Raw genomic sequence first — 16,611 nt, forward strand, 5'->3', positions numbered from 1 at the left:
TACAGGATAAAATTATAAATATTTAGGTATACAATTGCAACCAACCACAACCATTGAATTCGCCGACCTGCTTTCTATTCAAGGATAAGAAAACTGAATATATTTTGAGGAAAAGTATAAAAAATACCCCTATTAATCTACAGGACTAATGAGCAAACGTACTTTTCCTTTCTTTTTACTGATGCTCATCTTAAACTACTCTTGTAAAGAAGAAAAGACGAACAATATCACTAAAAACCTTACCTCATACGTTGATCCATTTATAGGAACTGGTGGACATGGACACACTTTTCCAGGCGCCACCGCTCCTTTTGGCATGGTACAACCTAGTCCGGATAACGGTACTGCAGGATGGGATTGGTGTTCAGGATATCACATTACCGATTCCATTATTTCAGGTTTTGCACAGATACACCTCAGTGGGACTGGGATTGGGGACTTAGCCGACGTTTTGCTAATGCCAACCACAAAACCTATTGATGTGACCAAATTTGGCAATCCAAAGGATAGTTTGCCATATACCTCTCGATTCTCACATTCCAACGAAATTGCTTCTCCGGGATATTATAAGGTACACCTAGAAGACAACAATGTTGATGTTGAACTTACCGCCAATGATTATGTGTCCTTTCATAAATACACCTATCGGCCTGATGAGACACCATCTTTTATTGTTGATTTGGGATATGCGGTTAATTGGGACAGACCAATGGAAAGTTCCATTACCATAGAAAATAAAAAGCTATTGGTTGGCTATCGGCACAGTACTGGCTGGGCAAAAAATCAAAAAGTCTTTTTTGCTATTGAATCTTCGGTTCCAATTGTAAACTCCATTTTCGTTGCTGAGGGCAAATCACTGGAAAATGGTAAAACCACGGCTGGAGCAAAAACAGGTGGACAATTCTTTTTTGATAATGATTTGGAAACTGTTGAACTAAAAATTGCGCTGTCTTCCGTAAGTATTTCCAATGCTAAAGAAAATTTAAGCAAACATGGCACTTCCAAATCTTTTAATGAAGTAAAAGACAAAACTGGAAAAACTTGGGAGGAGTTGCTTTCCAAAATTAAGGTTGAAACTCCACATGATTCCCTAAAAACCATTTTTTACACAGCATTGTACCACACTCATGTTGCCCCAGTGCGCTTTAGTGACACCAACGGACAGTTCCGATTACAAAACGACAGCATTGTACAAACAGCCGGATGGAACGCCTATTCCACATTATCCCTTTGGGACACCTTTAGGGCAGAAAATCCATTATTGAATATTCTACAACCAAATAGAATGAACGATATTGTACAGTCCATGCTTGCCTACTACGACGAACAGGGTAGATTACCCGTTTGGACATTGTACGGCAATGAAACCAATACCATGACCGGCAACCACGGAGTATCCGTTATTGCCGAGGTATTTTTAAAGGGAATTAGGGATTATGATGTTGAAAAGGCCTACCAAGCTGTTCGCAACACCATGATGGGCGATATTAGAGGGTTAAAACCATACAGGGAATATGGATATATACCTTATACCGAATTGGATGAATCAGTAACCATAAGTCTAGAATTTGCGTATAATGACTGGTGTGTGGCCCAAATGGCCAAAGCCTTGGGGAAGGATGAAGATTACACCTATTTTATAAATCGCTCCAATGCTTTTAAATACCTTTTTGATGCCGAGACCGGATTTATGAGGGGGAAATCTACGGATGGAAAAAGCTGGAACGAACCGTTTGACCCCAAACATTCAAACCATAGAGAACATACAGATTATACTGAGGGAAATGCATGGCAACATAGTTGGTTTGTACTGCACGATGTTTCAAGTTTTATTGATTTGCACGGTGGAAATGATGCTTTTGCAAACAAGTTGGAACAACTTTTTACGGAAAATTCAGAAATATCAGGTGATAATATCTCCGTAGATATTTCCGGATTAGTGGGACAATATGCGCATGGCAATGAACCTAGCCACCATATTGCCTATATGTTCAACAAGGCAAATAAGCCTTGGAAAACGCAAAAGTGGGTCAGGGAAATTTTAGACACCCAATACAGCACAAAACCAGATGGTTTAAGTGGTAATGAAGACTGCGGGCAAATGTCGGCTTGGTATGTTTTCAGTTCTTTGGGGTTTTATCCCATGAATCCGGCATCAGGACAATATGAATTGGGCAGCCCTCTATTTAAAAAGGCAACTATAGCAGTTTCGAATACCAAAAGTTTTGTCATTAAAGCAGAAAACACCTCAGCGACCAACAAATACATTCAATCGGTAAAACTAAATGGAAAGTCGCTTCAGCGAACCTATATCACACATAAGGAACTAATGGATGGAGGAACATTGGAATTTGAAATGGGGCCAAATCCGAATGAAAACTGGGGTACATAATTAAGGCTAGTATCAGCAAATGGATGTAATAGATATTTCAATCATAGCGATCTATATATTTTTAACGCTTTTTGTGGGAATCTGGATTTCCAAAAAAGCGTCAAAAGGACTTGAATCTTATTTTTTAGGCGGAAAGGACATAAAATGGTATTACCTGGGCCTCAGTAATGGGTCGGGGCAATTTGATGTTTCTGGAACGGCATGGATGGTCGGCATCTTGTTTCTTTATGGCGCCAAGAGCTTTATGTTCATGTGGGTATGGCCCGTATTCAATCAGATTTTTATCATGATGTTTTTGGCTGTTTGGATAAGGCGCTCCAACATCATGACAGGTTCCGAATGGATTTTGACCCGTTTTGGGGATGGAAAAGCAGGAAGGGCATCACATAGTATTATTGCTGTGTTTGCAGTGATATCCGCCGTAGGGTTTATTGCGTACTTTTTTGAAGGCGTTGGTAAATTTCTGACCATAATTTTACCTTGGAATATTCCCTTGGAAATTGGCGATGTACTCCTTTTAACCTCCGAGCAATCTTATGCCTTGATCATTATTTTCCTGACCACACTCTACACTATAAAAGGCGGAATGTTCTCTGTGGTAGCCACGGAAGTACTCCAATATATAATCATGGTCATTGCAGGTCTTCTGGTCGCCGGATACGCTTTTGTCTCAATTTCAGATGTAGAAATCAATAGTATTATTTCGGAGGAATGGCGCAGTATTTTCTTTAGTAATGAATTGGGAGATCATTGGAGTGACAAGTTCAAAGCATTTAATGATTTAATAGATACCCAAGGTTACAAAATGTTCGGGGCATTTATTGGCATGTCACTTTTAAAAGGCTTTTTTGCCAGTATTGCTGGGCCAGTACCAAGTTTTGATTTCCAGCGTATTTTGTCTACCCGATCGGTCAAGGAAGCTGCCTACATGAGTGGCTTTACCAATTTGGTACTATATATACCTCGCTATTTATTGATAACGGGAATTGTAGTGATAGCTTTGGTGGTCTTAACTCCAGAGATGAGTACAGTTACAGCTTTATCCGGTGGCGATTTGGAGGTGATTTTACCCAAAGTAATCAACCACCATATCCCTGTAGGCGTGAAAGGTTTATTGTTGGCGGGGCTTTTGGCTGCTTTTATGTCTACATTTTCAGCTTTTGTCAATTCAGCCCCTGCATATATTGTCAATGATATTTACAAAAAATATTTTAAGCCAGAAGCTTCCAACAAACACTATATCAAAGCCAGTCACATTGCCTCCATTGCTGTTGTGGCCCTAGGCGTTTGTATGGGCTTTTTTGCTGAATCCATCAACTCACTTACCTTATGGATAAGTAGTGCGCTTTACGGAGGATACGTAGCTGCAAATTTTTTAAAATGGATTTGGTGGCGCTTTAATGGCTGGGGGTATTTTTGGGGCATGTTGGCTGGGTTGCTGATTGCTACGCTTCAATTTATACTTGATCAAAATAAAGGGAGTTTTGAAGAAGGATCTTTGTTGTTCGATCTTTCTCATTTATCAGCTATTTATCTTTTTCCTATAATCTTTGGATTTTCGCTATTGGGCTCCTATTTGGGGACCTATCTCACCAAACCAACAGAGGTAGAAGTATTAAAATCTTTTTACAAGAATGTGAAACCATGGGGGTGGTGGAAACCAATCTATGCCCAGTTAAAAAATGAAGATGCTTCTTTTGAAAAGAACAACGATTTTTGGTTGGACATGGTGAACTGTGCCATTGGCATAGTATGGCAATCAAGTATGATATTGCTCCCCATTTATTTGATTATCAGAGATTATCCCAAAACCCTTGTAACTCTTGCGGTATTTGTTATAACTTCAATAATTTTAAAATTTACTTGGCTGGACAAGACCAAAAAAATTCCTAACTAGGATACTAAAATAACATCTAACTAAATTTACAAAGTGAGTACAATTCCCTGGCAAGAAAGACCTGCTAATATTTCGGATGTAGTTTGGAGATACAATGAAAATCCAATAATACAAAGAGATGCTATACCATCTTCAAACAGTATTTTCAATAGTGCGGTAGTCCCGTTTAAGGATGGATATGCTGGTGTTTTTAGATGTGATAACAAAGCCGTGCAAATGAACATTTTTGCTGGTTTTAGCAAAGACGGCATCAATTGGGAAATAAACCACGAGCCTATAACCTTTAGAGCAGGAAACACCCAAATGATTGAATCCGATTATAAATATGACCCTAGGGTAACGTTTATAGAGGACAGGTATTGGATCACTTGGTGCAATGGGTATCACGGCCCAACCATAGGTATTGGTTACACCTTCGATTTTAAGGAATTTTTCCAATGTGAAAATGCCTTTTTGCCTTTCAACAGAAACGGAGTGTTGTTTCCTGAAAAAATTAATGGAAAGTATGCCATGCTCAGTAGACCCAGCGATAATGGCCATACTCCCTTTGGCGATATTTATCTAAGCTACAGCCCAGACATGAAGTACTGGGGAGAGCATAGATGTGTTATGAAAGCATCTCCTTTTGAGGATAGTGCTTGGCAATGCACCAAAATTGGAGCCGGCTCCGTACCCATATTAACCGATGAAGGTTGGTTAATGTTTTATCATGGTGTAATAAATACTTGCAATGGATTTAGGTATTCCCTGGGAGCAGCTATTTTGGATAAGAACAATCCAGATAAAGTAAAATATAGAACCCAGCCATATCTTTTATCTCCACAAACTTCCTACGAATGCGTGGGAGACGTACCTAATGTTGTTTTCCCATGTGCAACATTACATTCTCTTGAGGAAGATAAAGTAGCCATTTATTATGGCGCAGCAGATACGGTTACCGCTCTTGCCTTTGGGCATATATCGGAGATTTTAAAATTTACCAAGGAAAATAGTTTATAAGCTCGAATTGATGAAAACCATAGAAAAACCAAAGAAACTGATCAACTTCATCCTGTTCTTCTTATTTGTAGGATGCACCTCATTCTTCGCCCAAGAAACACCAAGAAGCTATGTGGCGTACAAAACAAATGATGCTATAACCATTGATGGAAAGGCAGATGAAGCCTCATGGCAAAAAGCTCCATGGTCAGATCTGTTTATAGACATTGAAGGAGATAAAAAGCCCACTTACGACACCAGAATGAAAATGTTGTGGGATGACACCAATGTCTACTTTTTTGCACAATTGGTAGAACCACATGTTTGGGGGGACATTACGGAACATGATGCAGTGATCTTCCATAATAATGATTTTGAGATTTTTCTAGACCCAGAGGCGGATGTCCATGGGTATTATGAATTAGAGTGGAATGTTTTGAACACTGTTTGGGATCAATATATAACCGCTCCTTATCGCGGAGGTAACGAAACTATAAACGGATGGGAAGCTTTGGGTCTTCAATCCGCGGTATCTGTGCAAGGGACCCTCAACGACCCGTCAGATGTTGATCAAGGGTGGTCCATAGAAATAGCCATTCCTTTTAGGGATTTACGTACAGGGTACTATGAAGATAATGTACCGAAAAACAAATTTTGGAGAGTAGGGTTTTCAAGGGTCAACTGGGATTTTGATATCGTGGATGGAAAGTATTCAAGAAAAAAAGACAAAAATACTGGGGAATTCTTGCATGAAAATAATTGGGTTTGGTCCCCGCAATATGTTATCAACATGCATGAACCCGAAAAATGGGGCTATGTTTTCTTTTCAGAAAATGAAGTGGGTAGCACGTCGTACCAATTTGAGATTCCAAAAGATGAACACATTAAATGGTATCTCTATGAGCTATACCGGGATTTGATTTCGGAAAATCAACAAAAAGTAGTGTGGAAAAATGCAGATGGGCAGGTGTACGGGCCATCAAAACAACTTTTCAATAAAAAGGTGACCCCTTTTCTGGAAAAATACTTTAAAGGTTTTACCATTTGGACCAAGAGTCCATTTACAAATGAAATATTGACCATAAACAAAGACGGAAAATTCAAAGCGTATAAAAAATAATCAGAAGCCATGAACCAATGAAACTGGATTATGTTTGCATAGCACTTGTATTTTTACTTATAGGTTGTTCCCAAAAACCTAAAAAGGAACCCTTTGAAGAAAAACTGACCAGCTACGTAAATCCATTTATTGGCACGGATGGCCCTGGCAACACTTATCCGGGAGCCACAACCCCATTTGGCATGGTACAATTGAGCCCCGATATTGGCATTCCGGGCTGGGACCGTATAGCCGGATATTATTATCAAGATTCCATTATTACTGGTTTTTCACATACACATCTGACCGGCACCGGAGCCGGTGATCTCTACGATATTTTGGTCATGCCCACCAATAGTAGGTTTTCTGATAGCATTCCTGAAAACAATTACAAACCCTACTCAAGATTTGACCACGCCAAAGAAGGGGCCTCACCAGGATATTACTGGGTCGATTTATTGGATTATGGTATCAAGGCAGAAATGACGGCAACCAGCCGAGTAGGCATCCACAGATATACATTTCCGAGGGACAAAAACAGTAAAATCCATGTAGATTTGGGCTATTCCCTCAACTGGGACAAACCTACTGACACATACATTGAAGTTGTCAATGATTCCACTTTGCAAGGTCATCGCATGTCAACAGGTTGGGCCAGAAACCAACGCTTGTTTTTTGAAATGCAGTTTTCAAAACCGTTTGATTCTTATGAAATCGTTGGAAGTAAGACTCAAAATAAAAGTGATTCAAAAATAATTTTGAACTACAGCACAATTGAAGGAGAACAAATCGTTGTCAAAACAGGTTTATCTTCCGTGAGTTCAGAAGCTGCGAGCAAAGCCATCCAAACTGAAGCTGATTCAGATTTTGATACCATCAAAAAGAACACCGAAGATGTTTGGGAAAAAGAACTGCAAAAAATCAGCATCAAAACTCCGTATAGAAATAAAAAAGTCATTTTCTATACCATGATGTATCAGTCTATGCTGGCCCCTACATTGTACAGCGATAGCAATGGTGAATATAAAGCTGCCAATGATTCTAACGGAAAGCTTAAAGATGGAACAGATTCAATTGCAAAAGCAAGTAATTTTAATCGCTACGATACCTTTTCACTCTGGGACACCTTTAGGGCCGCCCACCCACTCTACACTATTGTTCAACCAGAAAAAGTACCGGATATGGTGAAGTCCTTGTTGGCACATTACACCGAAACAGGTATTCTTCCGGTATGGTCCATGCAAGGAAGTGAGACCAATATGATGATCGGTTACCATGCGGTTCCTGTAATTGTGGACGCTTATTTTAAAGGGTTCGATTTTGATGCGGAACTAGCCTACAAAGCTTGCAAGGAAAGTGCGATGGTCAACGAGCGCCAAATCGATATCTACAAAGAAAAAGGCTATATCCCAGTGGATGACGGCCATGAAAACTGGTCGGTTTCCAAAACTATGGAATATGCCTATGATGACTGGTGCATTGCCATGTTTGCCAAGGATTTGGGAAAAACCGATGATTACAATTACTTCTTGAAGCGGTCTCAGAATTGGAAGAATCTATACAATTCCAAAAGAACATGGCTACAGCCCAAAAACCCAGAGGGAAATTTTATTGAACCCTTTATTCCAAAGGAATACACTCCGTATTTCTGCGAAAGTAACGCTTGGCATTACTACTGGTTTGTTCCTCAAGATGTGGAAGGACTTATTACAAGTACAGGTGGAGAGGAACGTTTTGAACAAAAACTGGATTCCATGTTCAGTTATTATCCAGAACCAGAGGATAAACTGCCTTTGTTCAGCACTGGAATGATAGGTCAATATGCGCACGGCAACGAACCCAGTCACCATGTTGCCTATTTATATAATTATGTTGATCGGCCATCAAAAGCACAGAAGCTGGTCAGTACTATTTTAGAAGATCAGTATAAAAATGAACCCAACGGGCACTGCGGCAATGAAGACTGCGGACAGATGTCATCTTGGTACATTTTGAGTTCGTTGGGTTTCTACCCTGTTAACCCAGCGCAAGGAGTTTACGATTTAGGAGTTCCCCAATTTGAGGAAGCAGTGGTACAGGTTGGCAATAATAGATCCCTAACTATAAGAACTGAAGGTTTAAATGGCAATCCTTTTGTACAAAGTGTATCTTTAAATGGAACAACACTGGACAAAAGTTACATAACCCATAAAGAAATCAGTAGCGGCGGAACATTGACCTTTAAAATGACCGATGATGAAAAATTGGCCAATAAACGCCAGTTAAAAAGTCCTGAGGTCAACAAAATATACAAGTAGTATGAAAACAAGAAAAATACAGTGGCCAGGAATTAGCATTTTATTTCTAGCAATGGTTTTTACTTCGTGCGGAGAAGGAACCAAAAAAGAGATAGCAGTAAATTCCGAAGAAAGTCAAACTGAAGTATTGGAATATGTGAACCCCTTGATGGGAACAGATTCCGATTTTAGTTTATCCAATGGAAATACGTATCCAGCAATTGCCACCCCTTGGGGCATGAATTTCTGGACACCCATGACCTCTAAAATGGGAGATGGTTGGACGTACAAATATGATGAAAAGACCATCAGGGGAATTAAACAGACCCATCAACCCAGTCCATGGATCAATGATTATGCGGCTTTCTCATTAATGGCAGTTACAGGAGATCTGAAATATAAAGAAGACGAACGGGTTTCCCACTTTTCACATAAGGCAGAAACCGTAAAACCGGATTATTACAGTGTTTATTTAGCGGATTATGATGTAGTTGCCGAAGTAACTCCCACAGAGCGTGCGGCACATTTCAGATTCACTTTTCCAGAAACCGATCAGGCTTTTATAATGCTTGATGCCTTTTTTAAAGGTTCCATGGTCAAGATTTTACCAGAGGAGAGAAAAATTATAGGTTACTGTAGAAACAACAGCGGTGGTGTCCCCGAAAATTTCCATAATTATTTTGTGGCCGAATTTGATAAGGATTTCGAGCTTACCCATACTTGGGGCGATGAATGGAAATTAAAAGAAAACACCACCGAGAACAAAGGAGAACATGTTGGCGCCATTATTGGTTTTAAAACCAAAAGAGGTGAAAAAGTCCATGTAAAAGTAGCTTCTTCATTCATAAGCCCAGAGCAGGCACAATTAAATCTGGACAGAGAGATTGGCGGGAAAACTTTTAAAGAAACCAGGGGTGCTGCCACCCAAGCGTGGGAAAAAGAATTAAGCAGAATTGAAGTAAGCACTCAAAACATTGATCATTTGCGCACTTTTTATTCCTGTTTGTACAGGGTGCTGCTCTTCCCAAGAAAATTCTATGAGTTTGATGCCAATGATCAAGTCGTGCACTACAGCCCATACAATGGTGAGGTTTTGCCAGGATATATGTTTACCGACAACGGATTCTGGGATACCTTCCGGGCCGTATTTCCTTTTTTCAATATGATGTATCCTGATTTAAACAGTAACATTATGGAAGGATTGGTGAATACCTATAAAGAATCTGGATGGCTACCCGAATGGGCCAGTCCGGGGCATCGTGATTGTATGATTGGTTCCAATTCTGCACCGATAATAGCCGATGCACATTTAACAGGAGTAAGTGGTTTTGATAAAGAGACGCTTTTAGATGCCATCCTAAAAAATGCCACAGTGGCCGATGGAAGGCCGGTCAATAGTGTAGGGAGAGCTGGATTGGATTATTACAATGAGCTGGGATATGTTCCTTACGATGTTGACATTCATGAAAATGCTGCCAGGACCTTAGAATATGCCTACGCAGATTTTACCATTGCCCAAATGGCTAAATCCTTAGGCAAAAATGAACTGGCGGAAACATACTACCAAAAATCCTTGAACTACAAAAAATTGTTCGACCCATCCACTAAATTAATGCGTGGCAAGAATAAAGATGGAGAATTTCAATCTCCCTTTAATCCCTTAAAATGGGGTGATGCTTTTACCGAAGGTAACAGCTTGCACTATACCTGGTCGGTTTTTCACGATGTTCAGGGACTTATTGATCTTATGGGTGGAGATAAGGAGTTTACAGGAATGTTGGATGGGGTTTTCAATATGCCCCCGGAATATGATGATTCCTACTACGGATTCACCATTCATGAAATCCGGGAAATGCAGATTATGAATATGGGAAATTATGCCCATGGCAACCAACCCATTCAACATATGATCTATCTCTATGACTATGCCAAGCAACCTTGGAAAACCCAAGCAAAAGTAAGAGAGGTATTGACCAAACTCTATACACCAACTCCTGATGGTTATTGTGGGGACGAAGATAACGGACAAACATCGGCCTGGTATGTTTTCAGCGCATTAGGGTTTTATCCCGTGGCCCCGGCCACAAATCAATATGTTATTGGAAGTCCTCTATTTGAGAAAGCAAAATTGCATCTGCAAAACGGGAATACCTTCACAATTACCGCGAACGGAAATGGAAAGGAAAATCCTTTTATCCAAACTGCTGGTTTGAACGGAAAATCATACGACAACACTTGGATTGGCACAGAAACTGTTCAAAATGGTGGGGAGCTTAATTTTGAAATGGGGCCAGAACCCAACAAGAACTGGGCTGTTTCCAACGAGTCGATTCCATATTCCCTCTCTAATTCAAAAAAATGATGAAGAATCTTGTCACTGGAACACTATTTCTTTTTTTAGCTCAAGCTGTTTTTGGTCAAAATCAACCCGTAGATTATGTGAACCCGTTTATTGGAACTTCCAATTTTGGAACAACAAATCCAGGACCAATAGCAGTAAGAGGAATGGCCAACGTATCTCCCTTTAATGTAGCCGGACCCCAAAATCTCCCTTATGAAAAGGATAGTAGATGGTGGTCCACACCGTACTCTTCGGACAATAGTTTCTTAACAGGATTTAGTCATGTCAATTTAAGTGGTGTAGGCTGTCCAGAACTAGGTGTTATTTTGACTATGCCAACCACAGGCGATGTTAAAACAAATTATGAGGAATATGGGACAACCTATTCTGAGGAGGTTTCAAAAGTAGGCTACTATTCCAATATTTTGGATAAGTATGATATTAAAGTTGAAGCAACGGCAACGACCCGTACCGGGGTCAGCAAATATTCTTTCCCAGCCGGAAAGGCAAACATTCTTTTAAACTTGGGGTTAGGGCTTACCAATGAACAAGGTGCACAGGTAAGGGTGGTTTCTCCAACAGAAATTGAAGGTATACGAAGTGTGGGCTCTTTTTGCTATTACAAACCAGAAGAAGCATACCCGGTTTACTTTGTAGCTAAATTTTCAAAACCGGCAAATGAATTTGGCACTTGGAAAAAACCAACCACATATAGGGGACTGGAGTCGCAGTGGATGGGATACAATGGAAAAACCCGATTGATGAAAGGTTATACCAAAGAAGTGGTAGGAGACAGTATTGGAGCCTATATGCAATATGATTTTAAAAAACCTACGCAGGTTGAAATGAAAATAGGTGTCTCATATGTCAGTATTGAGAATGCCCGTGAAAATTTGGAAAAAGAAACTTCTGGAAAAACGTTTGACCAGATATTGGCAGAAGCAAGAAACGAATGGAACCAATATTTATCACGAATTGAAGTTGAAGGAGGCACTGAAAACGACAAAACTATTTTTTATACTGCCTTATACCACACCTTGATTCATCCAAACACTTTGAACGATGTTAACGGGGAGTATCCAAAAATGCGCACCCGTGAAACTTTAAAAACTAGCGGTACGCGTTATACAGTTTTTTCATTGTGGGACACGTACCGCAATCTTCATCAATTAATGAGTTTGGTGTATCCCAAGCAGCAATCCAATATGGTCAAAAGCATGTTGCAGATTTATGACGAGTCTGGTTGGTTGCCCAAATGGGAACTCAATGCTACAGAAACTACCACAATGGTGGGTGACCCTGCGGGAATCATAATTGCCGATACTTATCTGAAGGGCATACAGGACTTTGATGTGGAAAAAGCGTATGAGGCCATGTTAAAAAGTGCTGATCAATTGGACGGCAATCCATTGCGCCCAGGAATCAAGGATTACATCAACAAAGGTTATTTAACCACTAAGACAACAAATAGTGGCTCTGTTTCCACAACACAGGAATACAACATCACCGATTTTGCCATTGCCCAACTGGCAAAAGCATTGGATAAAAAAGAAGATTACAAACGTTTTTCAAAGCGTTCCATTTCCTATCGGAAACTGTTTGATAAGGAGTTTAATCTATTGAGACCAAAAAATGATGATGGAAGTTGGCTAACCCCATATAATCCTGAAACTGGCGCAAACTTTGTTAAAAACCTTGGTTTTATAGAAGGAAATGCATGGCAGTATACCTTTATGGTATCCCATGACACGAAAGGGTTGATGAAATTAATGGGCGGTTCCAAACCTTTCGTCAAAAAGTTACAAGAGGTCTTTGACAAAGAACAGTTTGATATGGCCAATGAGCCGGATATTGCCTACCCTTATCTCTTCAACTATGCAAAAGGAGAGGAATGGCGTACCTCTCAAAAAGTCACCGAGCTACTAAAAACATATTTTAAAAATGCTCCCGATGGCCTCCCAGGAAATGATGATACTGGAACCATGAGCGCATGGGCAGTTTTCTCCATGATGGGTATTTATCCCGTTAGCCCAGCAAATCCTTCATATGCCCTAACCACACCTGTTTTTGATAAGGTGACCATTCATTTAAATCCTGAATACTATACAAATTCATCTATCCGTATAACCAAAAATGGGCGGCAAAATGGTACTGAAGGGAAAATATCCGGTATACAGCTTAACGGCAAAAAAGTTAAGGGCTTCTTTATTTCGCATCAAGAACTGACAAATTCCAACCATTTAAACATATCGGTGGATTAAAGTCCGTATTTACGTACAAAATCTGAGATATAGAAAGTTAAAATTTGCAGGAATTGATACTTTTTTTGCACAAATTCTCATTTCAAATGTTAGAGTTCCTATGTCTTTTAGCTTTTCAGCTTTGTTATTAGTCGAATATATTTTCTATATATATAAGGAATTGAAATTTTTATAACGCAAACATTAAGCTTTTATTAAGCTTTCATTACAAACCAAACTCAAATAGTATGAACAGAAAACTTCATTATTTTTTAATGATCGTGTCGCTATTGTGCATTCAAGCAATCGTAGCACAGCAAACAACCGTTTCAGGGACGGTTACAGATGCATCAGGAACTCCATTACCTGGGGTGAATGTTGTAGAAAAAGGAACCACCAACGGGGCTTCCACTGATTTTGATGGAAATTATTCGCTTAGAGTTTCCGATGATGCAGTGTTGACATTCTCGTATATTGGTTTCCTTTCTAAGGAAGTGACAGTGGGGAATCAGACCACAATTAATGTTTCTTTAGATGAAGACACCGAACAACTCGGAGAAGTTGTAGTAACTGCCCTTGGTATTAAAAGGGAGAAGAAAGCACTTGGTTTCTCAGTTCAAGAAATTCAAGGGGGAGAAATTGTTGGAGCTAAAGAAAATAACTTGACCAATGCCCTTTCAGGTAAGGTTGCAGGTCTTCAAGTTATTAGAGGTAGCAATGGCCCTGCAAGTTCGTCCAAACTAATTTTAAGAGGATTCAACTCCTTATCTCCTCAAAATGAGCCTTTAATAGTTGTTGATGGTGTACCCATAGATAACTTTAACGAAAACACTCCAGGTTTTTTTAATGGAACACGAGATCGTGGTAACGGTTTGGGTGACCTTAACCCTGATGCCATTGAAAGCATTTCTGTTCTTAAGGGTGCCTCAGCAGCAGCGCTGTATGGATCCAGAGCAGGTAATGGCGTTGTGTTGATCACTACTAAAACAGGTAGGGAAACCGATGGTATTGGAATCTCCTATTCTTCTTCCTTGGGTATATCCACCTTGAACAACACCATAGACCTTCAATCCTCTTTTGGACAAGGGTTAGATGGTATTCATGACGCAGAAAGTGGAAGTAGTTGGGGACCAAAAATTGAAGGACAGACTATAACCAACTATGCTGGTGAACAAGAGCAACTTAGAGCTTACGACAATATCGGTTCATTCTTTAAAACTGGTATCACCCAAACACATACGCTTTCGTTTCAGCAACAAGTGACAGATGCCACCTCCGTATTTACTTCCATCAACTATTTAAATGATGACAGTATGACCCCTGGAGCCAAGTATGAGCGTTTGAACCTATTGGCCAGGACATTGTCCCATTTTGGCCCCAATAAGCGTTGGACCACAGATTTTAAGGTAGAATATGTAAATACCATTGGAAAGAATAGGCCAATTGCAGGTGAAACCACCAGTAACTATTTTAGAACGGTATTTACCTTGCCAAGAACCTTAAATATAAGAGACTTTGAACAGACCACTGATGAGTTTGGCAATGTTCGCTGGTGGAGTCCAACTGTAAATACAGTTAACCCTTTTTGGGCTTCTGTAAACGACAACTCTGAAGACAACAGGAGACGATTCTTATTAAATGGTGCTCTTAAATACAAATTTACCGATTGGTTAAATGCTGAAGTAAGATTGGGTGCCGATATGCACAGAACAAGGGATGAAAACAAACTGAATGCAGGTAGTGCTCTTGGAGAAACAGGAAGGTACAGTATTGCCGAACGGAATTACATAGAGACGAACTACAGCTTTTTGATCACTGCCCAAAAAGATAATCTTTTTGGCAAATTCGGAGGTGCTGCTAATTTGGGAGGGAACCTTCTGGATTTTAGAAGGGATGGCCTAACGGCAAGTGCTGGAGGATTGGACGTTCCCAATCTGTTTGCCATAAACAATGGTTTAAATCCCACTACCGTAAGTGAAACCTTTAGCACCAAGAAAATCAATTCCCTTTACGGAACACTCCAATTGAATTATGACGGTTACCTTTTTGTTGAATTCACTGGCCGAAATGATTGGTCATCTGCTTTGAGCAAAGAAAATCGATCCTTTTTCTACCCATCTGTTTCCGGATCTTTAGTAGTTACCGATTTTATCAAAAACAACGGAGGCAACTTGCCCAATTGGTTTAGTTTTGCGAAACTGAGGGCTTCTTACGCAGAAGTTGGTAATGACCTAGATCCTTTTCAATTGATAAACTTTTTCAATATAGGCAAGGATCCCAATGGAGTTACCACTGCAAGTCCTAATTCAACTTTGAATGACCCTGACATTAAGAGTGAATTAATCAAATCAACAGAATTTGGTGCCGATTTTCGTTTCTTGAACAACAGATTGGGCATCGATTTTACTTGGTACAAAACAAATGCGACCAATCAAATCTTAACCCTTCCCTTGGACCCTTTTAGCGGTTTTAACAATTTTAGGGTCAATGCAGGGGATATACAAAATAAGGGAATTGAGCTGGCTGTTAATGCTGACATATTCCAAAACCCAGAAGGATTTGCTTGGAATGTGAACCTTAACTATTCCAAAAATGAAAATACGATAGTTGAGTTGACAGATGAAATCGAAAACTTTACACTGGGCAGCTTTGACAGGGCCTCTATCCGTGCAACGGCGGGTGGTGACTATGGGGACATTTATGGTTCACAGTTTTTGCGTGTAAAAGACGAAAATGATCCAAATTTTGGAAGAATCGTGGTAGATGGCAATGGAATTCCAGTTCAAGATCAGGATGAACCTAATGCCATACTTGGTAATCAACAACCTGATGCCCTTATAGGTCTCACCAACACCTTTGGATATAAAAACTTCACATTGAGCTTTTTATTGGATGCAAGAATTGGTGGCGAGATGTTCTCTGGAACAAACAGATTTACGCAATCTGTTGGGGCATCTGCAACCACTGTTGTGAATGGAGAAAGAAACGATTTTGTTTTTGATGGTGTTGTTGATGATGGAAATGGTGGGTTTACCGAAAACACCACTGCTGTATCACCTCAAGATTTTTATAATTCAGTAAATACCCAAGGTAGTAATGTGGGTATTGTGGAACACAATATTTACGATGCCACTAATTTCCGTATCAGAACAGCTTCCCTGGATTATAGAGTTCCTTCTTCATGGTTAAAGAATACCGGAATACAAGGAGCGAAATTAGGTGTGACCATGACAAATGTATGGTTGATTTCAAGCAAAATGAATGGTGTTGATCCAGATTCTGTATTTTCAACCGGAACAAACGCCACTGGGTTTGAAAACTTACTGTCTCCAACGGCAAGGACCACATTCTTCAATGTATCTCTTAATTTTTAAGGAAAAAATTATGC

At 39.9% G+C, this 16,611-nt stretch carries 8 protein-coding genes; all 8 read left to right on the forward strand.

Going from position 1 to position 16,611, the window contains the following annotated elements:
• Nucleotides 1-148 precede the first annotated feature (148 nt).
• Nucleotides 149-2,392 carry a GH92 family glycosyl hydrolase gene (locus ACOQO1_RS11660; RefSeq protein ID WP_420603053.1) on the forward strand — a complete coding sequence of 748 codons (2,244 nt, stop codon included), beginning with the start codon at nucleotides 149-151 and terminating at the stop codon, nucleotides 2,390-2,392.
• 19 nt (nucleotides 2,393-2,411) lie between these two features.
• Nucleotides 2,412-4,289: a sodium:solute symporter family protein gene (locus tag ACOQO1_RS11665; RefSeq protein ID WP_420603054.1), complete on the forward strand. Its 1,878-nt coding sequence runs from the start codon at nucleotides 2,412-2,414 to the stop codon at nucleotides 4,287-4,289.
• A gap of 33 nt (nucleotides 4,290-4,322) precedes the next feature.
• Nucleotides 4,323-5,288: a glycosidase gene (locus ACOQO1_RS11670; RefSeq protein WP_420603055.1), complete on the forward strand. Its 966-nt coding sequence runs from the start codon at nucleotides 4,323-4,325 to the stop codon at nucleotides 5,286-5,288.
• A gap of 10 nt (nucleotides 5,289-5,298) precedes the next feature.
• Nucleotides 5,299-6,387, forward strand: a complete 1,089-nt coding sequence (locus ACOQO1_RS11675) for a carbohydrate-binding family 9-like protein (protein WP_420603056.1) — start codon at nucleotides 5,299-5,301, stop codon at nucleotides 6,385-6,387.
• A gap of 17 nt (nucleotides 6,388-6,404) precedes the next feature.
• Entirely contained in the window at nucleotides 6,405-8,663 is a 2,259-nt protein-coding gene (locus ACOQO1_RS11680) for a GH92 family glycosyl hydrolase (RefSeq protein WP_420603057.1), read from the forward strand.
• A 1-nt stretch (nucleotide 8,664) separates the two neighbouring features.
• Nucleotides 8,665-11,004 carry a GH92 family glycosyl hydrolase gene (locus tag ACOQO1_RS11685; protein WP_420603058.1) on the forward strand — a complete coding sequence of 780 codons (2,340 nt, stop codon included), beginning with the start codon at nucleotides 8,665-8,667 and terminating at the stop codon, nucleotides 11,002-11,004.
• Nucleotides 11,001-13,244 (forward strand): GH92 family glycosyl hydrolase, encoded by a 2,244-nt coding sequence (locus ACOQO1_RS11690; RefSeq protein WP_420603059.1) that lies wholly within the window; start codon nucleotides 11,001-11,003, stop codon nucleotides 13,242-13,244. The genes ACOQO1_RS11685 and ACOQO1_RS11690 overlap by 4 nt, the downstream gene beginning before the upstream one ends.
• A 227-nt stretch (nucleotides 13,245-13,471) precedes the next feature.
• Nucleotides 13,472-16,597 carry a SusC/RagA family TonB-linked outer membrane protein gene (locus tag ACOQO1_RS11695; RefSeq protein ID WP_420603060.1) on the forward strand — a complete coding sequence of 1,042 codons (3,126 nt, stop codon included), beginning with the start codon at nucleotides 13,472-13,474 and terminating at the stop codon, nucleotides 16,595-16,597.
• Nucleotides 16,598-16,611: the final 14 nt, after the last annotated feature.

The organism is Flagellimonas sp., from assembly GCF_965222555.1.
GTDB lineage: Bacteria > Bacteroidota > Bacteroidia > Flavobacteriales > Flavobacteriaceae > Flagellimonas.

Excerpts from the sequence above, each read along its gene's own strand:
- ACOQO1_RS11680 (WP_420603057.1), top strand. The coding sequence starts at position 6,405 with ATGAAACTGGATTATGTTTGCATAGCACTTGTATTTTTACTTATAGGT.
- ACOQO1_RS11675 (WP_420603056.1), top strand. The coding sequence starts at position 5,299 with ATGAAAACCATAGAAAAACCAAAGAAACTGATCAACTTCATCCTGTTC.
- ACOQO1_RS11685 (WP_420603058.1), top strand. The coding sequence starts at position 8,665 with ATGAAAACAAGAAAAATACAGTGGCCAGGAATTAGCATTTTATTTCTA.
- ACOQO1_RS11695 (WP_420603060.1), top strand. The coding sequence starts at position 13,472 with ATGAACAGAAAACTTCATTATTTTTTAATGATCGTGTCGCTATTGTGC.
- ACOQO1_RS11660 (WP_420603053.1), top strand. The coding sequence starts at position 149 with ATGAGCAAACGTACTTTTCCTTTCTTTTTACTGATGCTCATCTTAAAC.
- ACOQO1_RS11665 (WP_420603054.1), top strand. The coding sequence starts at position 2,412 with ATGGATGTAATAGATATTTCAATCATAGCGATCTATATATTTTTAACG.
- ACOQO1_RS11690 (WP_420603059.1), top strand. The coding sequence starts at position 11,001 with ATGATGAAGAATCTTGTCACTGGAACACTATTTCTTTTTTTAGCTCAA.